The organism is Sporosarcina sp. FA15 (assembly GCF_051550195.1).
Classification (GTDB): Bacteria; Bacillota; Bacilli; order Bacillales_A; family Planococcaceae; genus Sporosarcina; species Sporosarcina psychrophila.
This window is the reverse complement of sequence record NZ_CP188818.1, coordinates 3,839,718-3,857,496: the sequence shown is the minus strand read 5'-3', so window position 1 is coordinate 3,857,496 and position 17,779 is coordinate 3,839,718. Positions and strand designations below refer to the sequence as shown.

Below are 17,779 nucleotides of genomic sequence, written 5' to 3'. Positions count from 1 at the left end.
GGCTTTTCCGAGCAAGCGCACACTTTATATTCAAAAGATAAAGGGGAAAACGTTAATTTCCCCTTAGATTCATTTATATCATTCACTAGGCTAATCAAACAGGCTGATTTTCTTTTATAAGATTCAAAGCATCTGTTGGTTGCATATCATCGTCTTCATCAAGATCGCGTAACTCGATTTCTTCAAAATCAATCGATAGCATCTTAACATCCAAACCAAGACTTTGAAGTTCTTTTATAAGAACTTTAAAGGATTCTGGAACACCTGGTTGTGGAACACTTTCACCTTTAACAATCGCTTCGTACGTCTTCACGCGTCCTACGACGTCATCCGACTTCACAGTCAGAATCTCTTGAAGCGTATAAGCTGCCCCATAGGCTTCAAGTGCCCACACTTCCATCTCACCGAAACGTTGTCCACCGAACTGAGCTTTACCGCCCAGTGGTTGCTGTGTGACGAGAGAGTATGGTCCTGTTGAACGGGCGTGAAGTTTATCGTCGACCATGTGGGCCAGTTTGATAATATACATGACACCGACTGATACACGGTTATCGAAAGCTTCACCTGAACGACCGTCATACAGAATAGTTTTTCCGTCACGATCCATCCCGGCTTCTTCCATCGTTTCCCAAACATCCTGTTCGTTCGCCCCATCAAATACAGGAGACGCCATATGGATGCCGAGAGTACGAGATGCCATGCCAAGATGCATTTCAAGAACCTGTCCGATGTTCATACGTGATGGAACACCAAGCGGGTTAAGCATGAGGTCAATTGGTGTGCCGTCCGGTAAATAAGGCATATCCGCTTCAGGTAAGATGCGGGAAATAACCCCTTTGTTTCCGTGACGTCCAGCCATTTTGTCCCCAACGGAAATTTTCCGTTTTTGAACGATGTATGCGCGGACCAATTGGTTAACGCCCGGTGGCAATTCATCGCCATCTTCACGATTAAATACTTTCACATCTAGAACGATCCCACCCGCGCCATGCGGTACTTTGAGGGATGTATCACGGACTTCACGTGCTTTTTCACCAAAAATAGCATGTAAAAGTCTTTCTTCAGCAGTCAGTTCAGTTACGCCTTTCGGAGTCACTTTCCCAACAAGAATATCACCATCACGAACTTCGGCTCCGATACGAATAATTCCACGGTCGTCCAAGTTACGAAGCGAATCTTCACCAACGTTCGGAATGTCGCGCGTAATTTCTTCAGGACCAAGTTTCGTATCTCTCGCTTCAGATTCGTATTCTTCGATATGGACCGAAGTATAGACATCATCTTTCACAAGACGTTCGCTCATGATTATCGCATCTTCATAGTTGTAGCCGTCCCATGTCATAAATGCCATCAGAACGTTACGACCAAGCGCTAGCTCTCCTTGCTCCATTGAAGGACCATCTGCAAGAATATCAAGAGGTTTAACGCGATCCCCTACACTACAAATTGGACGTTGGTTATAACATGTCCCTTGGTTCGAACGGATAAAGTTTTCAAGACGGTATATTGTAAGATCGCCTTTTACTTCTTTTCCATCAACTGTTTCAATACGACGAACACGAATTTCTCTAGCCTCGACATGTTCGACAATTCCATCAAACTTCGCAAGTACAGCTGCACCTGAATCGCGTGCTGATATGTGTTCCATACCAGTTCCTACGAAAGGTGATTCCGGATTGAGAAGAGGGACTGCTTGACGTTGCATGTTCGCTCCCATAAGGGCACGGTTCGAGTCATCATTCTCAAGGAATGGAATACATGCTGTTGCCGCAGAAACTACTTGTTTAGGCGAAACGTCCATGTAGTCAATTTGTTCGCGTTTAAAGACAGTGTTATCCCCTTGGAAACGACCGACGACTCCTTCACTAACAAAAGAACCATCTTCTGCAAGTATTGCGTTTGCTTGTGCTACGACGTAATTATCTTCTACATCCGCAGTCAAGTAATCGATTCTAGAAGTGACCCGACCAGAGATAGGATCAACTTTTCGATATGGCGTTTCAATAAATCCGAACTTATTCACTTTCGCAAACGTAGAGAGTGAGTTAATCAGTCCGATATTCGGTCCCTCTGGCGTTTCAATTGGACACATACGTCCGTAATGGGAGTAATGCACGTCACGTACTTCCATTCCTGCACGTTCCCTTGTCAAACCACCAGGTCCAAGTGCAGACAGCCTGCGTTTATGTGTTAATTCGGCAAGCGGATTCGTCTGATCCATGAACTGAGAAAGTTGAGAACTACCAAAGAACTCTTTAATAGATGCGATAACGGGGCGAATATTAATCAGCTGTTGCGGTACGATTGACTGCGTATCATTAATGGACATACGTTCTTTTACGACACGTTCCATTCGAGAAAGCCCGATACGGAACTGGTTTTGAAGAAGTTCACCCACTGAACGTAGACGACGGTTACCGAGATGATCGATATCATCCGTGTTACCCACACCATGAAGAAGGTTGAAGAAATAACTAATTGAAGCAACGATATCTGCCGGCGTTACATGCTTGATAGAATCATCGACATACGCGTTCGATATTACGTTGATTACTTGTTTTTCTTCACTTTTCGGAGAATAAATTTTGATGGACTGGATTGTTATTTTTTCGTCAAGAACTCCACTTGCATGAGTGATCTCTTCGAAACCGATTCCTTTTTCCAAATGCGGAAGAAGACGGTCCAATGCACGGCGATCGATGAGTTGGTCTTTTTCAAGCAGAATTTCACCAGTTTCAGGGTCGACAAGTGTTTCAGCGACAACCTGGTTGAACAAGCGATTTTGTGCATGAAGCTTCTTATTCATCTTATAGCGACCTACATTCGCTAAATCATACCGTTTTGCATCAAAAAATCGTGAGAACAAAAGGTTCTTCGCGCTATCTAGTGTTGGTGGCTCACCTGGACGAAGACGTTCGTATATCTCAAGCAATGCTTTTTCAGAGCTTTCAGTGTTGTCCTTTTCAAGTGTGTTGCGCAAATACTCATTATCACCGATCAAATCAATGATTTCCTGGTCGGATGAGAATCCGAGTGCACGAAGGAGTACTGTAACTGGCAACTTACGTGTCCGATCAATGCGGACGTGAACAACATCTTTTGCATCTGTTTCATACTCAAGCCAAGCACCGCGATTCGGAATAACAGTTGCACCGAAACCACGTTTACCGTTTTTGTCCGTTTTATCACTGTAATAAACACTTGGAGACCGGACGAGCTGGGAGACAATTACCCTCTCCGCACCATTAATAACAAATGTACCATTTTCTGTCATGAGCGGGAAATCACCCATAAAGACATCTTGCTCTTTTACTTCTTCCGTCTCTTTATTGTGGAGACGGACTTTTACACGTAGCGGCGCTGCAAACGTTACATCACGCTCTTTCGATTCCTCTACAGGGTATTTAGGATCCCCAAGAGTATAATCGATGAACTCCAACGATAGATTTCCCGTAAAGTCTTGAATCGGAGAAATATCGCGGAACATATCCAGCAGTCCTTCTTCTAAGAACCACTCATAAGATGCCGTCTGGATTTCAATCAGATTCGGCAGATCGAGCACTTCGCTGATCCGTGCGAAACTTCTCCGCTGACGGTGTTGACCATACTGAACTAAATGACCTGTCAACTCTTTCACCCCTTATAAAACAATATTAGTTCTTTGCGAAACCACAAAAATAGTGTATGATATCGAAAAAACAAAAAGAAAACGAGTTCTGGCAAGAGCTCATTTTCGGTTTTACCATCTTTTATACATTGTCAGTATGCCTTTCATTTCCATTATTCATGCAAAAGGGCATACGACCGCACTATAATAATTTATGCATTTTATAACATTACCATATCAATACTATCGAGTCAATTTTTTTCGACTCTTAAAATATAATAACCCTTCTTCTTAACGACTGTCTCAACATTGCCGAAAAGCCCTGTTAAACAATCTATCGTCGAAGGTGCACCCTGTTTCTTTTGAATGACGATCCACAACTCACCGCCAACTTTAAGTTTCGAAAAAGCGCCTTCGTAAAATTTGAATACCGTCTCTTTTCCTGCACGGATAGGCGGATTCGTCAAAATTGCAGCAAACCCCTCTGCCGTGACATCGGATAATGCATCACTTGGATAAATCTCTGCATTTGAAATGCCGTTTTGTTTTGCATTATGCGCAGCAAGAGCGAGTGCACGTTCATTCACGTCGACCATGTGAACGCTCCGTTCCGGAAAAGATGCGGCAATCGATAAACCAATTGGACCATACCCACAACCAATATCGAGAATTAAACCTTCCGTTTCCGGCAAGACAAAAGCCTCAGCTAAAAGTTGCGAACCGAAATCCACTTCACCTTTACTAAACACGCCAGCATCCGTTTTAAATCGAAATGTTTTTCCGCGTAACTCTGCAGACCATTCTTTTGGATCACTCTTCACTTTCGGATTTTCCGAGTAGTAATGTTCAGACATACCAGTCTTCCCCCTCGTATAGAGACTTGAAACGCAAAAAAATAAGATAGCTTACGTACACTATCGGTTCGATGACCTGCTTGTCACAAGTTCAGATAAAAAAACGAAGAAAAGCTTGCCCAAATCCGACAAGCTTTTCTTCATTATTCAAAAATTACTTAACTTCGACGCTTGCGCCTACAGCTTCAAGCTTCGCTTTGATTTCTTCAGCTTCATCTTTAGTTACGCCTTCTTTGATTGCTTTTGGAGCTTCATCAACAACTGCTTTCGCTTCTTTCAAGCCAAGGCCTGTAATTTCGCGAACTGCTTTGATAACTTTGATTTTTTCTTGTCCAGCAGCAGTAAGAATTACTTCGAATTCAGTTTGCTCTTCTTCAGCAGCAGCACCAGCACCAGCCATTGCAACAGGTGCAGCAGCAGTTACGCCAAACTCTTCTTCGATTGCTTTTACAAGGTCGTTTAGTTCAAGTACTGTCATTTCTTTGATCGCTTCAAGGATGTTTTCTTTAGTCATTATAATTTCCTCCTAATATTCTTTTTTTGTCGGGCTTAACCCGCAAGTGGTATTTCAGGCTGCTTTATTAAGCGCCTTGTTCTTCTTTTTGCTCTGCAACTGCTTTTGTTGCAAGCGCAAAGTTGCGCATTGGAGCTTGAAGTACGCTGAGAAGCATAGATAGTAGACCTTCGCGTGACGGAAGTTCCGCCAATGCTTTAATGTCTGCTTCTGATGCAAGTAGACCTTCGATTACGCCAGCTTTAATTTCAAGCTTATCGTTTTTCTTTGCAAAATCGTTAAGGATTTTTGCAGGAGCAACAACGTCTTCGTTTGAAAATGCAATCGCATTAGGGCCTGTTAGATGTTCGTTCAACCCTTCAAGTCCTGCAGCTTCAGCAGCACGGCGTGACATCGAGTTTTTATAAACTTTGAAGTCGATACCTGCTTCACGAAGTTGTTTACGAAGTTCCGTAACTTGACCTACAGTCAGACCACGGTAGTCGACAACAACAACAGATGCTGCTGATTTCAACTTATCAGTAATTTCACCAACTACTGCTTGTTTAGCTTCTAATACTGTGCTCATTTGGACACCTCCTAAAAAGTTTGGGTCACTTATACCGGTATAAAAAGCCCTCAATCTACCTAAGTAGACTGAGGGCTGAAAAGTCGTCATCTTTTAAAAGAAAAAGAGCGTCTTGTCCTCGGCAGGAATATTTAAGCGGCATGCGCTCCTGCTGTCTACGGTACAAATGGTTATATTCACAACAAAAATCATCTTATCAAAAGATTATCTGTTTGTCAATATTATTTATTTACTGCTACGCTTGAAGGATCAACTTTTACAGAAGGACCCATTGTCGTCGTAATGTTAACCGACTTCATGTATGTTCCTTTTGCAGTAGCTGGTTTCGCTTTAAGAACAGTTTCAAAAACAGTTGCGAAGTTTTCCGCAAGTTTAGCATCGTCGAATGAAACTTTTCCGATTGGAGCGTGGATGATTCCAGCTTTGTCCGCACGGTATTCAACTTTACCTGCTTTGATTTCTGCTACAGCTTTCGCTACGTCAAATGTTACTGTACCTGTTTTCGGGTTAGGCATAAGTCCTTTTGGTCCAAGAACACGACCAATTTTCCCTACTTCACCCATCATGTCAGGAGTTGCAACGATAACGTCAAAGTCAAACCAACCTGATTGAATTTTAGCGATATATTCAGCATCGCCTGCATAGTCTGCACCAGCAGCTTCAGCTTCTTTAAGTTTTTCGCCTTTAGCAAAAACGAGAACGCGTTGAGTTTTACCAGTACCGTTTGGAAGTACTACTGCCCCACGGATTTGTTGGTCATTTTTACGAGTGTCGATTCCAAGACGGAATGCAACTTCGACAGTTGCGTCGAAATTAACTGTGCTTGTTTTTTTCGCAAGTTCGATCGCTTCAGTAGCGCCGTATGCTTTCATGTGTTCAACTAGCTTTGCAGCTTCTGTGAACTTTTTACCTTTTTTAGCCATTTAATATTTCCTCCTCGATTGTGGTTTTAACGGGTTAAACCTCCCACGAATAAGGGTTGCGCGCTCCGGAGAACAAGCGCAACCCCCACTACAAACAACTATTGATTTATAAAATCAAGATCAGTCTTCGATCGTGATTCCCATACTGCGAGCAGTACCTTCAACCATTGCCATCGCTGCTTCAACTGACGCCGCGTTTAAATCTTCCATCTTTTGTTCTGCTATTTCGCGAACTTTATCACGTTTCACAGTAGCAACTTTCTTTTTATTCGGTTCACCTGAACCTTTTGTAAGATTAGCTGCAACCTTCAGCAAAACTGCTGCCGGTGGAGTTTTTGTAATAAAAGTAAATGAACGGTCTTCGAATACAGAGATTTCAACAGGAATAATAAGACCTGCTTGATCTGCAGTACGCGCATTGAATTCTTTACAGAATCCCATGATGTTCACACCTGCTTGTCCTAACGCCGGTCCAACTGGCGGAGCCGGATTCGCTTTCCCTGCAGGAATTTGCAATTTAACAACCTTAATGACTTTTTTAGCCACGAGACACACCTCCTTAAGTCCGTGATGTGGTAATAGGGTTGCCCCTCCCACTCATATGTGCCTGCCGACTTACGTCGGTAGAATTTGATAGTTCGTCCAGACCATTTGTTTACAGTCTGACCTTTGAAATGATACCACTATTTCACGATATATGCAAGTGGTAAACGTTTATATTTTTTGTACTTGTTCGAAGTCGAGTTCCATATTTGTCTCTCGGCCGAACATATCGACAGATACTTTCACTTTACCTTTATCTTCATCAATTTCTTCCACTTTACCTTGGAAGTTCGCAAATGGTCCTTCAAGTACTTCAACCATTTCGCCAAGCGCGAAGTCAATTTCAACTTTACGCTCTTTAACACCCATTTGTTTGAGGATGAATTCGACTTCTTCAGGAAGTAGTGGTGTCGGTTTTGCGCCGCCGCCTGACGAACCGATGAAACCCGTCACGCCCGGTGTGTTACGTACAACATACCAGGAATCGTCCGTCATAATAATTTCCACAAGAACATAACCTGGGAACGTCTTTTTCAGGACCGTGCGTTTTTTACCATCTTTGAAATCCGTTTCTTCTTCTTCCGGGATGACAACTCGGAATATCTTGTCAGACATACCCATCGTTTCAACACGTTTTTCCAGATTGGCTTTCACCTTATTCTCATAACCGGAGTACGTATGAACGACGTACCAATTTTTTTCCATATCCATAGTGACGAGGACTAAACGTCCGTCCCTCCTTTTTCCCTACAATTAAATAAAAACGCAAGCGCCTGGATTAAAGAGACGCTGGAGTTTAGGCAATTGAAAAATCCCGTTCATACTGTCAGACGGGATATTTTTCAAGGGGAATATTTATAGTGCTTTTATTATAACGCAATGTACCATTCCAACACTCGTGAAATGCCAAGGTCAACAAGTCCGAAGTAGACTGCCATGAAAACGACTGTCGAAAGAACAACAATTGTGTAACGCGTTAATTCTTTACGTCTCGGCCAGCTGACTTTTCTCATTTCCGAGCCAACGTCTTTGAAAAAACCAGTTAACTTGCTCATTATACCGTAAACCTCCGAATATAAGTATGATCCTGCTTCCTAACTAACCGCTTCATGCCGTTTGCCTATGCAATGTATGTGCATTGCAATGCCTGCAAAACTTTTTAATCGACAAACGTTCTGTTGGCTTATCTTTCCGTGCCGGCACGGAATAGTTTCGTGATCCGCATGTATCGCAACTTAAAATAATTTTTTTAGACATTCCCTCACCCCTTACGACTCAATGTTCTAAATCCGAAAAGAGTCGAGGTAACGCATGTTAAAATGCGCTAGGAGCAGAGATAAAAGCTGATAAATAGTGCTGCAACCTTATGTCCCCTGACTTCTTGAACATCTTCTCATAGTCTTGCTAAAGGGTACCATCTACCATTCATGATGTCAATACAAGGGAAATGGACGTCTACCGCACTGTATCAACTTGCATATACCGCTCGAGTTTACGTTTTATCCTCTGAAGCGCATTGTCTACAGACTTAACTTGCCTGTTTAGCTCCTCGGAAATTTCCTGATAAGACTGGCCGTCTAAGTACAGTGCCAGTACTTGCTTCTCAAGACCACTTAGTACTTTGTTCATTTCATCTTCCATTTGAACAAAATCTTCCCTGTGAATCATGAGGCCTTCAGGATCATCCAATACTGGCCCGGCTATTACGTCGAGCAATGTGCGATCGGACTCTTCGTCAAATACCGGCTTGTCCAATGACACCGAGGTATTAAGCGGGATATGCTTCTGCCTTGTCGCAGTTTTAATAGCCGTGATAATCTGCCGCGTGATGCAAAGTTCCGCAAACGCCTTGAATGAACTCAATCGATCCTCTTTAAAATCACGAATTGCTTTGTACAGGCCGATCATACCTTCTTGAATGATATCTTCCCGGTCTCCACCGATAAGAAAGTATGAGCGCGCTTTCAATCTAACAAAAGATTGGTACTTCCTAATAAGGAAATTAAGCGCATCCGTGTTACCTTCGTGGATGATTGCTATGATTTCCCCGTCGGATAATCCGGTGAAATCCGATATGCTGCCTTCAACGTATGTTTTCTCCACCACCTGGATCACCCCGGTTCGTTATCACTATTATATAACAAGTATACCGTATGGGAAATTTTTACGTCAACCGTTCATTTCATTCCTCGTCGCCATTTTTCAAATATTTCAGCAACTTCGTCAGTTAAAGGAATCTTCGAAAGCGGCCGCTGCCCTTGGATTGCCTTCACTTTTGCCGTAATGAGATCATCGATTTTATTTACTTCAAGTTCTAGCTCACGAGCTGACTTTCGGAGTGCACCATGCGCAAAAATGACCCATTGTTCTGTCAAATCTGATGTAGCTACATGAATTTGTACCCGTCTCCCCTTCAATTCAGAGACGAGCTTTTCAATTCTTTCATCAGCTGTTTCTTTTTCCCGAGTAAAGACAATCTCGACATTGTGATGCCGTTTCTTTTTTTCAATACCTGGCACAAGATGCGCATCAAAAATAATAATGACCCGCCACCCTGTATGCGCCTTGTACTCTGCCATTCTTTCGATCAAACGGTCACGTGCATCCGCGAGCTTTTTCCGCTTCATCCCGCCCAGCTCCTCCCATGCTCCGATGATATTGTATCCATCGACTAGGAGTATATCTGTTGTCATCTGCCAGACGTATGCGGTTGACGCTTGCGCAGTACCTCGTACATAAGAAGGGAGGCTGCTACAGACGCGTTCAATGATGTAACATGCCCAACCATCGGTAAATGATAGAGGAAATCGCATTTCTCTTTCAAAATACGCGACATTCCTTTCCCTTCACTTCCAATAATGATAGCAAGCGGAAGAGTCGCATCCATTAGTCTGTAATCCACCGATTTAGCAGCATCTGTCCCCGCAATCCAAACACCACGTTTTTTCAGGTCCTCCACCGTTTGCGAAAGATTGTTCACACGCACGACAGGGATATGTTCGATTGCACCAGTGGATGACTTTGCAACAACACCCGTCAACCCGACAGCACGGCGTTTTGGTATAATGACTCCGTGAACACCCGACGCGTCAGCTGTCCGTAATATGGAGCCCAGATTATGAGGATCTTCAAGTTCATCAAGAATAAGGAACAATGGATCTTCTCCACGCTCGGTTGCAACAGTAAATAGATCTTCGAGTTCCGCATATTCGTAAGCCGCAACCGAAGCGACAATCCCTTGGTGATTTACATCAAGCAAACCATCCAACTTTTGTTTCGGGACCGCCTGCACGATAATTCCTGCTTTTTTTGCCAACGATAGGATTTCACCGATGCTTTTCATATTAAGTCCTTCAGCAACCCATATCTTATTTAATTCCCTACCCGAGCGCAGTGCTTCTACAATTGGATTTTTCCCGCCGATTAATTCAGATTCAACTTCATTTTCGTTTTCATGTTCATTCATTTTGACTCTTCCTCCTTCGGCATTTCAATAAATCGAATTGCCTCACTGATTATTTCTTGCACGCGTTCTGTTCTTCCTAATAAGTGTGAATAACCGATGACCGCTTCAAAGCCTGAACTGTAATTGTACGTTACGACATCCGTATTTTTAGGTACTGAACCAGATTTCGCATTGCGGCCACGTCTCATGACCGCCTCTTCTTCTTCCGTCAGAAAGCCTGATGCCTGCATCATCTTGAGTGTAGCTGCCTGTGATTTCGCGGAGACATAATGCGTTGCTTCTCTGTGCAGCACATTCGGTTTTACACGCCCCGAACGCAAAAGGTGCTCCCGTATCGCCTGTTCGTACACCGCGTCGCCCATGTAGGCAAGAGCCAGTGCTTTTATTTGTTTCACATCTATATCACGTAAGTTATATACGTTGCTCATCCTCTTTTCCAGCGCATGCCTTGTGCTGTATCTTCTAGAATGATACCTTGCGCTTTCAATTCATCACGAATTTCATCCGAACGCTTGAAGTCTTTGTTACGGCGAGCTTCGAGTCGTTCTTCGATTAACGCTTCGACATCTTCATCCAACAGTCCTGTTTCTTCGTCCATCGGCAATCCAAGAACCGTCAGTAGTCCGTCAAATGTGCGGATGAAATGCTCTAGCACATCGGATTGTGTGTTTTTTTCTACTAAATAGACGTTTGCCAGTTTCGCTAATTCGAATACCGATGCGATAGCGTTTGCTGTGTTAAAGTCATCATCCATTGCCACTTCAAAGTCGTTCTTGATTTCATCCACTTTATGAATCCAGATATCTTTCTGATCGCCGAGATCCGCAGACGTCGCAAGTCGGTGCTTCAAATTATTGTACGCTGTACGGATACGCGCAAGTCCATTCTCTGCACTGACAACAAGATCTTGCGAGAAATTGACTGGGTGTCTGTAATGAACTGACAATATAAAGAAGCGAAGTACTTTCGGATCAATCTGCTTCCTAATATCATTCACAAGAACAAAATTGCCAAGTGATTTAGACATTTTTTCGTTGTCGATATTAATGTAACCATTGTGCATCCAATAGCGCGCAAATTGTTTGCCTGTCATCGCTTCGGATTGCGCAATTTCATTTTCATGATGTGGAAACGTTAAATCTTGGCCACCTGCGTGAATATCTATTGTATCGCCAAGGTGTTCTCTTGCCATAACAGAACATTCGATATGCCAGCCCGGACGTCCCAATCCCCATGGACTTTCCCATGAAATTTCGCCAGCCTTAGCAGCTTTCCATAAGGCAAAGTCCAGTGGATTTTCTTTCTTGATGCCCTCTTCGATACGTGCACCGACCTTCAACTCATCCGTCGATTGGTGGGACAACTTTCCGTAGCCTTCAAATTTCTGCGTACGATAGTAGACATCCCCTTGCGATTCATAAGCGAAACCTTTATCGATTAGTACTTTCACGAATTTGACGATGTCTTCGATATGATCCGTCACACGCGGATGTACGTCAGCCTTACCGCAACCGAGCGCTGAAACATCTTCAAAGTAAGCAGCGATGAAGCGGTCTGTTAGCTCGCCGACCTCTTCCCCTAGTTCATTAGCCGCTTTAATAATCTTGTCGTCAACGTCCGTGAAATTCGAAACGTACGTTACATCATACCCTCGATATTCAAGGTAGCGTCTCACTGTATCAAAAGCGATAACCGGACGCGCATTTCCGATATGAATGTAGTTGTAAACAGTGGGACCGCAAACGTACATTTTTACTTTGCCCTCTTCCAATGGAATGAAAGGCTCTTTTTTGCGTGTCAGCGTATTGTAAATTTGAATTGTCATGATAAATCTCCTTCCTTTACTTTGGAAACATTTAAATGTTCGAGCCTATTTTTCAATTCACTAATTTCATCTTCAAGTGTCTGGCATCTATCTGCCACAGGATCCGGCATGTCACGGTGATCATGTTTACTCTTCACTCTAACACCGTTCGAAATGACGACTTTCCCCGGAATACCTACAACCGTCGATTCCGGCGGGACGTCTTTCAGGACAACTGAACCCGCTCCTACTTTACTACCTTCACCGATTGTTATGGAACCGAGCACTTTAGCACCCGATGCAACAAGTACATTATCATGAAGTGTCGGATGCCGCTTGCCGCTTTCTTTACCTGTACCACCAAGAGTCACGCCTTGGTAAATAGTGACGTCGTTGCCGATTTCACATGTTTCCCCAATTACAACACCCATTCCATGATCTATGAAAAACCTACGCCCTATTTTTGCACCAGGATGAATTTCAATACCTGTGAAAAATCGGCTAATTTGCGAAACGAGCCGTGCCAAAAACAACAACTTCCGCTTATATAAAGCATGTGCAATACGATGAGACCATAATGCGTGTAAACCTGAGTAAGTTAGAACAACTTCAAAAACAGTACGTGCTGCCGGGTCCTGTTCAAATATACATCGAACGTCTTCTTTCATTCTCTGAAACAACTCGTTCCCCCCTATAATTTCTGTGTCTAACTCCAGCGACCAAATGCTCGGGTCATAAGCCAGCCCTACTACGCGGGATAGTGCTCCGCTTCGCAGGTCCGTCTTATGCCTGTCACGGGCCTACAGGATGTAGGTCATGCAGTGGAGAGGGATTGAACTACATCCCTCTTTGTTGCCAAGGCCAGCATGAAGCTGGTCATGCAGTCGTTGCGACAGGACGTCGCGATTTTAGACTGCCTTCCTCTTAAGTGGCGCACTTAAGCTGCGTTCATTTGTAAAGGCCGCTTCCGCTTTTCTTGTCTAGCTACATCGGCCAGATGCTCGGGTCATAAGCCAGCCCTACTACGCGGGATAGTGCTCCGCTTCGCAGGTCCGTCTTATGCCTGTCGCATCTACACGGCCGATTTCGCTTTTCTCATAAAAAAAATACGTCCCCGTCAAATAAATGACAGAGACGCATTGAATGCGCGGTTCCACTCCGCTTGGAAGGTGTTGGCCTTCCCGCTTGACGCCTATAACGCTGGCGATGCGTCCGGCCTACTTATACTTTCGGCACAGCACTCAAAGGGGCATTTCCACATTACAGAGGCACAGATCATTTACAGCCGATGATGATCCTCTCTGAAGAGCTTGCAATGTGTACTTATCCTTTTCTACGGTTTAGTTATTAACTTTCATTTTACATTTCAAACGATGAAAGTCAACGTTATTGTTTTGCGTATTTAGCGACTCGTTCAATTGTTTTTTCTTTCCCAATCAATGCAATAGATGCCTGTAATTCAGGTCCATGCATTTGACCAGTTGTTACAACACGAATCGGCATAAATAAGTTTTTCCCTTTATGGCCCGTTTCCTTTTGGACTGCTTTAATCGCGTCTTTAATAGATGCAGCATCGAATGTTTCTAATGCTTCTAGCTTTTCTTTGAATGCAGCCATTACCTCAGGCACTTGCTCCCCAGCGAGTACAGCTTGGGATTCTTCATCATATTCAATCTCGTGATCGAAAAACTGGGCAGATAATTCAACAATTTCCGCACCAAAGCTTAACTGATCCTGATAAAGAGCGATTAAATCATGTGCCCATGCAGCTTCTGACTCAGTCATTTCTTTATTAATGAGACCGGCATCTTGCAGATGTGGCAATGCAAAATCAATTACTTCTTCAAGATTCATCTTTTTCACGTATTGATTGTTCGTCCATGTCAGTTTTTGTTTATCGAACATGGAAGGGGATTTAGATAGACGGCTTACGTCGAACATCTTGATAAGTTCTTCGTGCGTGAAAATCTCCTCTTCTCCACCCGGCGACCAGCCAAGCAGCGCAAAGAAGTTGAACATTGCTTCAGGTAGATACCCAAGATCTTTATATTGAGAGATGAATTGAATGATCGATTCATCACGTTTTGAAAGTTTTTTACGGTCTTCGTTGACGATGAGTGTCATGTGGCCGTATTGCGGAGACTGCCAGCCAAAGACGTCAAAAATCATCAATTGTTTTGGTGTATTCGTCAAATGTTCTTCACCACGGAATACATGGCTGATTTTCATCAAATGATCATCGATAACAACCGCAAAGTTATAAGTCGGGATGCCATTCGCTTTTACAAGAACCCAGTCGCCGACGTCTTTAGATTCGAATGATACGGTTCCACGAACTAAGTCTTCCACTTTATACGTTACGTTTTCTGGTACACGCATGCGAATAGTATGTGTAAGTCCAGCAGCTTCTTTTGCTGCTGCTTCTTCTGCACTTAAATTCCGGCATTTACCACCGTACATTGGTGCCGCAATTCCAGCAGCCTTCTGCGTTTCGCGCTCTGCTTCTAGTTCGTCTGATGTACAGAAACATTTATAAGCATGACCGCTTTCCAACATCTCTTGACCATATTTTGTATAAAGGTCAAGACGTTCCATTTGGCGATAGGGACCGTATGGACCACCAATGTCGACCGATTCATCGTAATCGATGCCAAGCCATTTTAAGTTTTCAAGTTGAGAAAGTTCTCCCGCTTCGATATTACGCTCAGTATCTGTATCCTCGATTCGAACAATGAATTTCCCACCGTGGTTACGTGCAAAAAGATAATTAAAAAGTGCTGTCCGTGCCCCCCCAATATGTAAATGGCCGGTTGGACTTGGCGCGTAACGTACGCGTACTTCTGAAGTCATATGAATTCTCTCCAATCTGATTTTACTACTGTTTGCTATTTTACCACTTGCCAGGGCTGTTTAAAAGGTGTTACGCCTTAATGAGCAGAATCGTCGCCATAGAAGCAATTCCTTCTTCTCTTCCAGTGAAGCCTAATTGTTCCGTTGTCGTCGCTTTAACATTCACTTGTGAAATATCCGCTTTCAATAGCTCAGCAATACGTTTACGAATTACTTCAATATAAGGTGACATCTTCGGCTTTTGCGCGATAATCGTGCAATCGATATTGCCAAGTTTATAGCCTTTCCCTTCTACAAGAGCCCAAATCTTTTCTAATAGCACCGCAGAATCAGCATCTTTAAATTCAGCACTTGTATCTGGGAAATGACGGCCGATATCCCCTTCAGCGATTGCTCCAAGTGCTGCATCAGTAATAGTATGTAAAAGCACATCCGCATCAGAATGCCCTGTCAGCCCCCTGTCATGCGGTATCGTTATACCACCAATGATAAGTGGGCGACCCTCTTCAAATTTATGCACATCAAAACCTTGTCCTATCCGAATCATCAAAAAACCTCCTATTTTTCTATAAGAAAAGCGTAAGCGCCTGTTCTAAATGAACGCAGTCTAAAGTCGCGACTTCCTGTCGCAACAACTGCATACCTGCATCCTTGCAGGCACGACGTGGCGTTCTTTGCCACATAGCCGGGCTGACTTATGACCCGAGCTCCTAGACACTAGTTCAGGTTGAAAACTTATACTTTCTTTCTTCTCAATAAAATCTCTCCGAACAGGAGATCTTCCTGAGTGGTCATCTTCACATTGTCATACGTACCTTCAACAATTCGTACGGATTCTCCAAAACGTTCGACCAACATCGATTCATCCGTACCGAGAAAGCCTTGTGCCTGTGCTTCGTCAGATGCTTTTTTCAGCAATGCATAACGAAATGCTTGGGGCGTCTGAATGATCCATAACCTGCCACGATCCACCGTCTCCTCGACAATGCCATCCTCAGCATATTTCATCGTATCTTTTGCCCGCACACCTACGATTGCTGCACCGTGCTCGTCAGCCACTTTTACAAGCTCAGTAATGACTGTTCGACGAATGAACGGCCTTGCAGCATCATGGACAAGGACAATGCCGCCCTTGCCATGCGCTTTCATACATGCAGCCACGCTATCTTGTCGCTCCCCGCCACCGTCGACCATTGCTACCACTTTTGTAATCGCAAATTGTTCAAGCATTGACTCGATTTGCATACGTTCGTCCGGTTTTACCGCAAGGATGACCCCGTCACACGCTGGATCCTCCTCGAATACTTCAAGTGTATGGATAAGAATCGGTTTGTCATCTAATTTCAAAAAAAGTTTATTGTAGCCGGCGCCCATTCGCTGACCGCTCCCAGCTGCTGGCATCATAACTGTATAGTTCAAGACTTCTCTTCCTTTTCTTTTCATGATTAAAAACTACTTAATTCACCTTTGAAATCTTACCGTTTTTAAGTTTCGCAAATATCATTCGTCCTGCCGATGTCTGCAATACACTTGTTACGACAACGTCGATTGCATTGCCAACGTGGAATTTCCCATCTTCAACAACAATCATTGTGCCATCATCCAAATAAGCGACGCCTTGGTTATGTTCTTTACCATCTTTAACAATAACAACATGCATATCCTCACCTGGAATAACAACCGGCTTCACCGCATTTGCAAGGTCATTGATGTTTAGCACGGAGACACCGTGTAAATCCGCTACTTTATTCAAATTAAAATCATTTGTCACAACGAGTCCACCCATCTTTTTCGCTAGATGGACGAGCTTCATATCGACTTCAGGAACGCCAGCAAAATCTTCATCTGTGATTAAGATATTCGGACCATCATCAGTTTGCATACGCTTCAGAACGTCCAGCCCGCGTCTGCCTTTCGTCCGTTTCAACGTGTCTGAGGAATCCGCAATATGTTGTAATTCAGTCAACACAAACTGCGGTACAACAAGCACTCCTTCAAGAAAACCGGTTGCCGAAATATCAGCAATCCGACCATCTATAATAACACTTGTGTCCAATATCTTGTAAAGCTTACCTTTAGTCTGAGTAGATGTATCCTCCACTTCTTTCTTTTTGAGTCCACCGCTTTTTGTAGATTGCACCGTGTGAATTATTTCCTCCCGTTTCTTAAACCCGACTTGAAAACCTAAATAGCCAAGAATAATCGACAACAGGATTGGAAGGACAGACGTTATAATCGGTATCTGGATACTGCTCACTCCAAAACTGACTAGGAACGCGACACTCAAACCGACAACAAGACCGATTGTACCGAATATCAGATCAAAAACCGGTGCTTTCAATAACCTTTCTTCCATCCATTTAATGAAATTAACAATTGGTTCTGTTAGGAAAAGGCTGATTAAAAAGAGCAATATTGCTCCTAGGATTGCAGACACGTATGGATTATTAATCCATGGGCTCGTAGTAAAAGAAAATAATTTAAATAAATGCGGTAAAAATAATACACCCAGTGTTCCACCGATAAGCAAAAATGAAACTTGAACTACCTTTTTCAACATATGAACCACCTCCTTTATTTTTTAATTATACATGTTTCCGCTTCAAACCGCCTTTATAAGGTCAGGTAAGTGTGATATTTCCTTCTATTC

Annotated in this window: 19 protein-coding genes and 2 other annotated features; all 19 genes read right to left on the bottom strand. The window is 43.4% G+C overall.

The window, feature by feature from the left end:
• Positions 1–94: 94 nt before the first annotated feature.
• Positions 95–3,628 (bottom strand): DNA-directed RNA polymerase subunit beta, encoded by a 3,534-nt coding sequence (gene rpoB / locus ACP8HG_RS18175; protein WP_067204721.1) that lies wholly within the window; start codon positions 3,626–3,628, stop codon positions 95–97.
• Positions 3,629–3,858: 230 nt separating this feature from the next.
• On the bottom strand, positions 3,859–4,461 hold the full coding sequence (locus ACP8HG_RS18170; RefSeq protein WP_067204719.1) for a class I SAM-dependent methyltransferase: 603 nt from the start codon (positions 4,459–4,461) through the stop codon (positions 3,859–3,861).
• 154 nt (positions 4,462–4,615) lie between these two features.
• Positions 4,616–4,975 (bottom strand): 50S ribosomal protein L7/L12, encoded by a 360-nt coding sequence (gene rplL / locus ACP8HG_RS18165; RefSeq protein ID WP_067204716.1) that lies wholly within the window; start codon positions 4,973–4,975, stop codon positions 4,616–4,618.
• A gap of 67 nt (positions 4,976–5,042) precedes the next feature.
• On the bottom strand, positions 5,043–5,543 hold the full coding sequence (rplJ, locus tag ACP8HG_RS18160; protein WP_067204715.1) for a 50S ribosomal protein L10: 501 nt from the start codon (positions 5,541–5,543) through the stop codon (positions 5,043–5,045).
• Positions 5,544–5,574: 31 nt separating this feature from the next.
• Positions 5,575–5,722 (bottom strand) — a sequence feature (ribosomal protein L10 leader region).
• Between the two features lie 42 nt (positions 5,723–5,764).
• A complete protein-coding gene (gene rplA / locus ACP8HG_RS18155) occupies positions 5,765–6,466 on the bottom strand; it encodes a 50S ribosomal protein L1 (RefSeq protein ID WP_067204712.1) in 702 nt (233 codons plus the stop codon).
• Between the two features lie 120 nt (positions 6,467–6,586).
• A complete protein-coding gene (gene rplK / locus ACP8HG_RS18150; protein ID WP_067204710.1) occupies positions 6,587–7,012 on the bottom strand; it encodes a 50S ribosomal protein L11 in 426 nt (141 codons plus the stop codon).
• Between the two features lie 168 nt (positions 7,013–7,180).
• On the bottom strand, positions 7,181–7,714 hold the full coding sequence (gene nusG / locus ACP8HG_RS18145) for a transcription termination/antitermination protein NusG (protein WP_187046454.1): 534 nt from the start codon (positions 7,712–7,714) through the stop codon (positions 7,181–7,183).
• Positions 7,715–7,878: 164 nt separating this feature from the next.
• Positions 7,879–8,064: a preprotein translocase subunit SecE gene (gene secE / locus ACP8HG_RS18140; protein WP_067204707.1), complete on the bottom strand. Its 186-nt coding sequence runs from the start codon at positions 8,062–8,064 to the stop codon at positions 7,879–7,881.
• A 52-nt stretch (positions 8,065–8,116) separates the two neighbouring features.
• A complete protein-coding gene (gene rpmG, locus ACP8HG_RS18135; RefSeq protein ID WP_082786457.1) occupies positions 8,117–8,266 on the bottom strand; it encodes a 50S ribosomal protein L33 in 150 nt (49 codons plus the stop codon).
• 198 nt (positions 8,267–8,464) lie between these two features.
• Entirely contained in the window at positions 8,465–9,112 is a 648-nt protein-coding gene (sigH, locus tag ACP8HG_RS18130; RefSeq protein ID WP_187047753.1) for an RNA polymerase sporulation sigma factor SigH, read from the bottom strand.
• Positions 9,113–9,186: 74 nt separating this feature from the next.
• Positions 9,187–9,702, bottom strand: coding sequence for an NYN domain-containing protein (locus ACP8HG_RS18125; protein ID WP_067204704.1), 516 nt, complete (start codon positions 9,700–9,702; stop codon positions 9,187–9,189).
• Positions 9,699–10,475, bottom strand: coding sequence for a 23S rRNA (guanosine(2251)-2'-O)-methyltransferase RlmB (gene rlmB, locus ACP8HG_RS18120; RefSeq protein ID WP_067204702.1), 777 nt, complete (start codon positions 10,473–10,475; stop codon positions 9,699–9,701). Before rlmB ends, ACP8HG_RS18125 begins: the two co-directional genes overlap by 4 nt.
• The gene (locus tag ACP8HG_RS18115) at positions 10,472–10,903 is read right to left on the bottom strand and encodes a Mini-ribonuclease 3 (RefSeq protein WP_067204700.1); all 432 of its coding nucleotides are present in this window, start codon (positions 10,901–10,903) and stop codon (positions 10,472–10,474) included. The genes rlmB and ACP8HG_RS18115 overlap by 4 nt, the downstream gene beginning before the upstream one ends.
• Positions 10,900–12,300: a cysteine--tRNA ligase gene (gene cysS / locus ACP8HG_RS18110; RefSeq protein ID WP_067204697.1), complete on the bottom strand. Its 1,401-nt coding sequence runs from the start codon at positions 12,298–12,300 to the stop codon at positions 10,900–10,902. The genes ACP8HG_RS18115 and cysS overlap by 4 nt, the downstream gene beginning before the upstream one ends.
• Positions 12,297–12,959: a serine O-acetyltransferase gene (cysE, locus tag ACP8HG_RS18105; RefSeq protein WP_067204694.1), complete on the bottom strand. Its 663-nt coding sequence runs from the start codon at positions 12,957–12,959 to the stop codon at positions 12,297–12,299. Before cysE ends, cysS begins: the two co-directional genes overlap by 4 nt.
• A 447-nt stretch (positions 12,960–13,406) precedes the next feature.
• Positions 13,407–13,624, bottom strand: a binding site (T-box leader).
• A 41-nt stretch (positions 13,625–13,665) separates the two neighbouring features.
• Positions 13,666–15,129: a glutamate--tRNA ligase gene (gene gltX / locus ACP8HG_RS18100; protein ID WP_338654025.1), complete on the bottom strand. Its 1,464-nt coding sequence runs from the start codon at positions 15,127–15,129 to the stop codon at positions 13,666–13,668.
• A gap of 70 nt (positions 15,130–15,199) precedes the next feature.
• Positions 15,200–15,676: a 2-C-methyl-D-erythritol 2,4-cyclodiphosphate synthase gene (ispF, locus tag ACP8HG_RS18095; RefSeq protein ID WP_067204689.1), complete on the bottom strand. Its 477-nt coding sequence runs from the start codon at positions 15,674–15,676 to the stop codon at positions 15,200–15,202.
• Between the two features lie 188 nt (positions 15,677–15,864).
• A complete protein-coding gene (ispD, locus tag ACP8HG_RS18090) occupies positions 15,865–16,548 on the bottom strand; it encodes a 2-C-methyl-D-erythritol 4-phosphate cytidylyltransferase (RefSeq protein WP_354313468.1) in 684 nt (227 codons plus the stop codon).
• A 37-nt stretch (positions 16,549–16,585) separates the two neighbouring features.
• The gene (locus ACP8HG_RS18085) at positions 16,586–17,689 is read right to left on the bottom strand and encodes a PIN/TRAM domain-containing protein (protein WP_067204683.1); all 1,104 of its coding nucleotides are present in this window, start codon (positions 17,687–17,689) and stop codon (positions 16,586–16,588) included.
• Between the last annotated feature and the right edge of the window lie 90 nt (positions 17,690–17,779).

Excerpts from the sequence above, each read along its gene's own strand:
- ACP8HG_RS18170 (WP_067204719.1), bottom strand. The coding sequence starts at position 4,461 with ATGTCTGAACATTACTACTCGGAAAATCCGAAAGTGAAGAGTGATCCA.
- rplL (WP_067204716.1), bottom strand. The coding sequence starts at position 4,975 with ATGACTAAAGAAAACATCCTTGAAGCGATCAAAGAAATGACAGTACTT.
- rplJ (WP_067204715.1), bottom strand. The coding sequence starts at position 5,543 with ATGAGCACAGTATTAGAAGCTAAACAAGCAGTAGTTGGTGAAATTACT.
- ACP8HG_RS18115 (WP_067204700.1), bottom strand. The coding sequence starts at position 10,903 with ATGAGCAACGTATATAACTTACGTGATATAGATGTGAAACAAATAAAA.
- rlmB (WP_067204702.1), bottom strand. The coding sequence starts at position 10,475 with ATGAATGAACATGAAAACGAAAATGAAGTTGAATCTGAATTAATCGGC.
- ACP8HG_RS18125 (WP_067204704.1), bottom strand. The coding sequence starts at position 9,702 with ATGACAACAGATATACTCCTAGTCGATGGATACAATATCATCGGAGCA.
- nusG (WP_187046454.1), bottom strand. The coding sequence starts at position 7,714 with ATGGAAAAAAATTGGTACGTCGTTCATACGTACTCCGGTTATGAGAAT.
- gltX (WP_338654025.1), bottom strand. The coding sequence starts at position 15,129 with ATGACTTCAGAAGTACGCGTACGTTACGCGCCAAGTCCAACCGGCCAT.
- cysS (WP_067204697.1), bottom strand. The coding sequence starts at position 12,300 with ATGACAATTCAAATTTACAATACGCTGACACGCAAAAAAGAGCCTTTC.
- rplA (WP_067204712.1), bottom strand. The coding sequence starts at position 6,466 with ATGGCTAAAAAAGGTAAAAAGTTCACAGAAGCTGCAAAGCTAGTTGAA.
- ispF (WP_067204689.1), bottom strand. The coding sequence starts at position 15,676 with ATGATTCGGATAGGACAAGGTTTTGATGTGCATAAATTTGAAGAGGGT.
- rpmG (WP_082786457.1), bottom strand. The coding sequence starts at position 8,266 with ATGTCTAAAAAAATTATTTTAAGTTGCGATACATGCGGATCACGAAAC.
- secE (WP_067204707.1), bottom strand. The coding sequence starts at position 8,064 with ATGAGCAAGTTAACTGGTTTTTTCAAAGACGTTGGCTCGGAAATGAGA.
- ACP8HG_RS18085 (WP_067204683.1), bottom strand. The coding sequence starts at position 17,689 with ATGTTGAAAAAGGTAGTTCAAGTTTCATTTTTGCTTATCGGTGGAACA.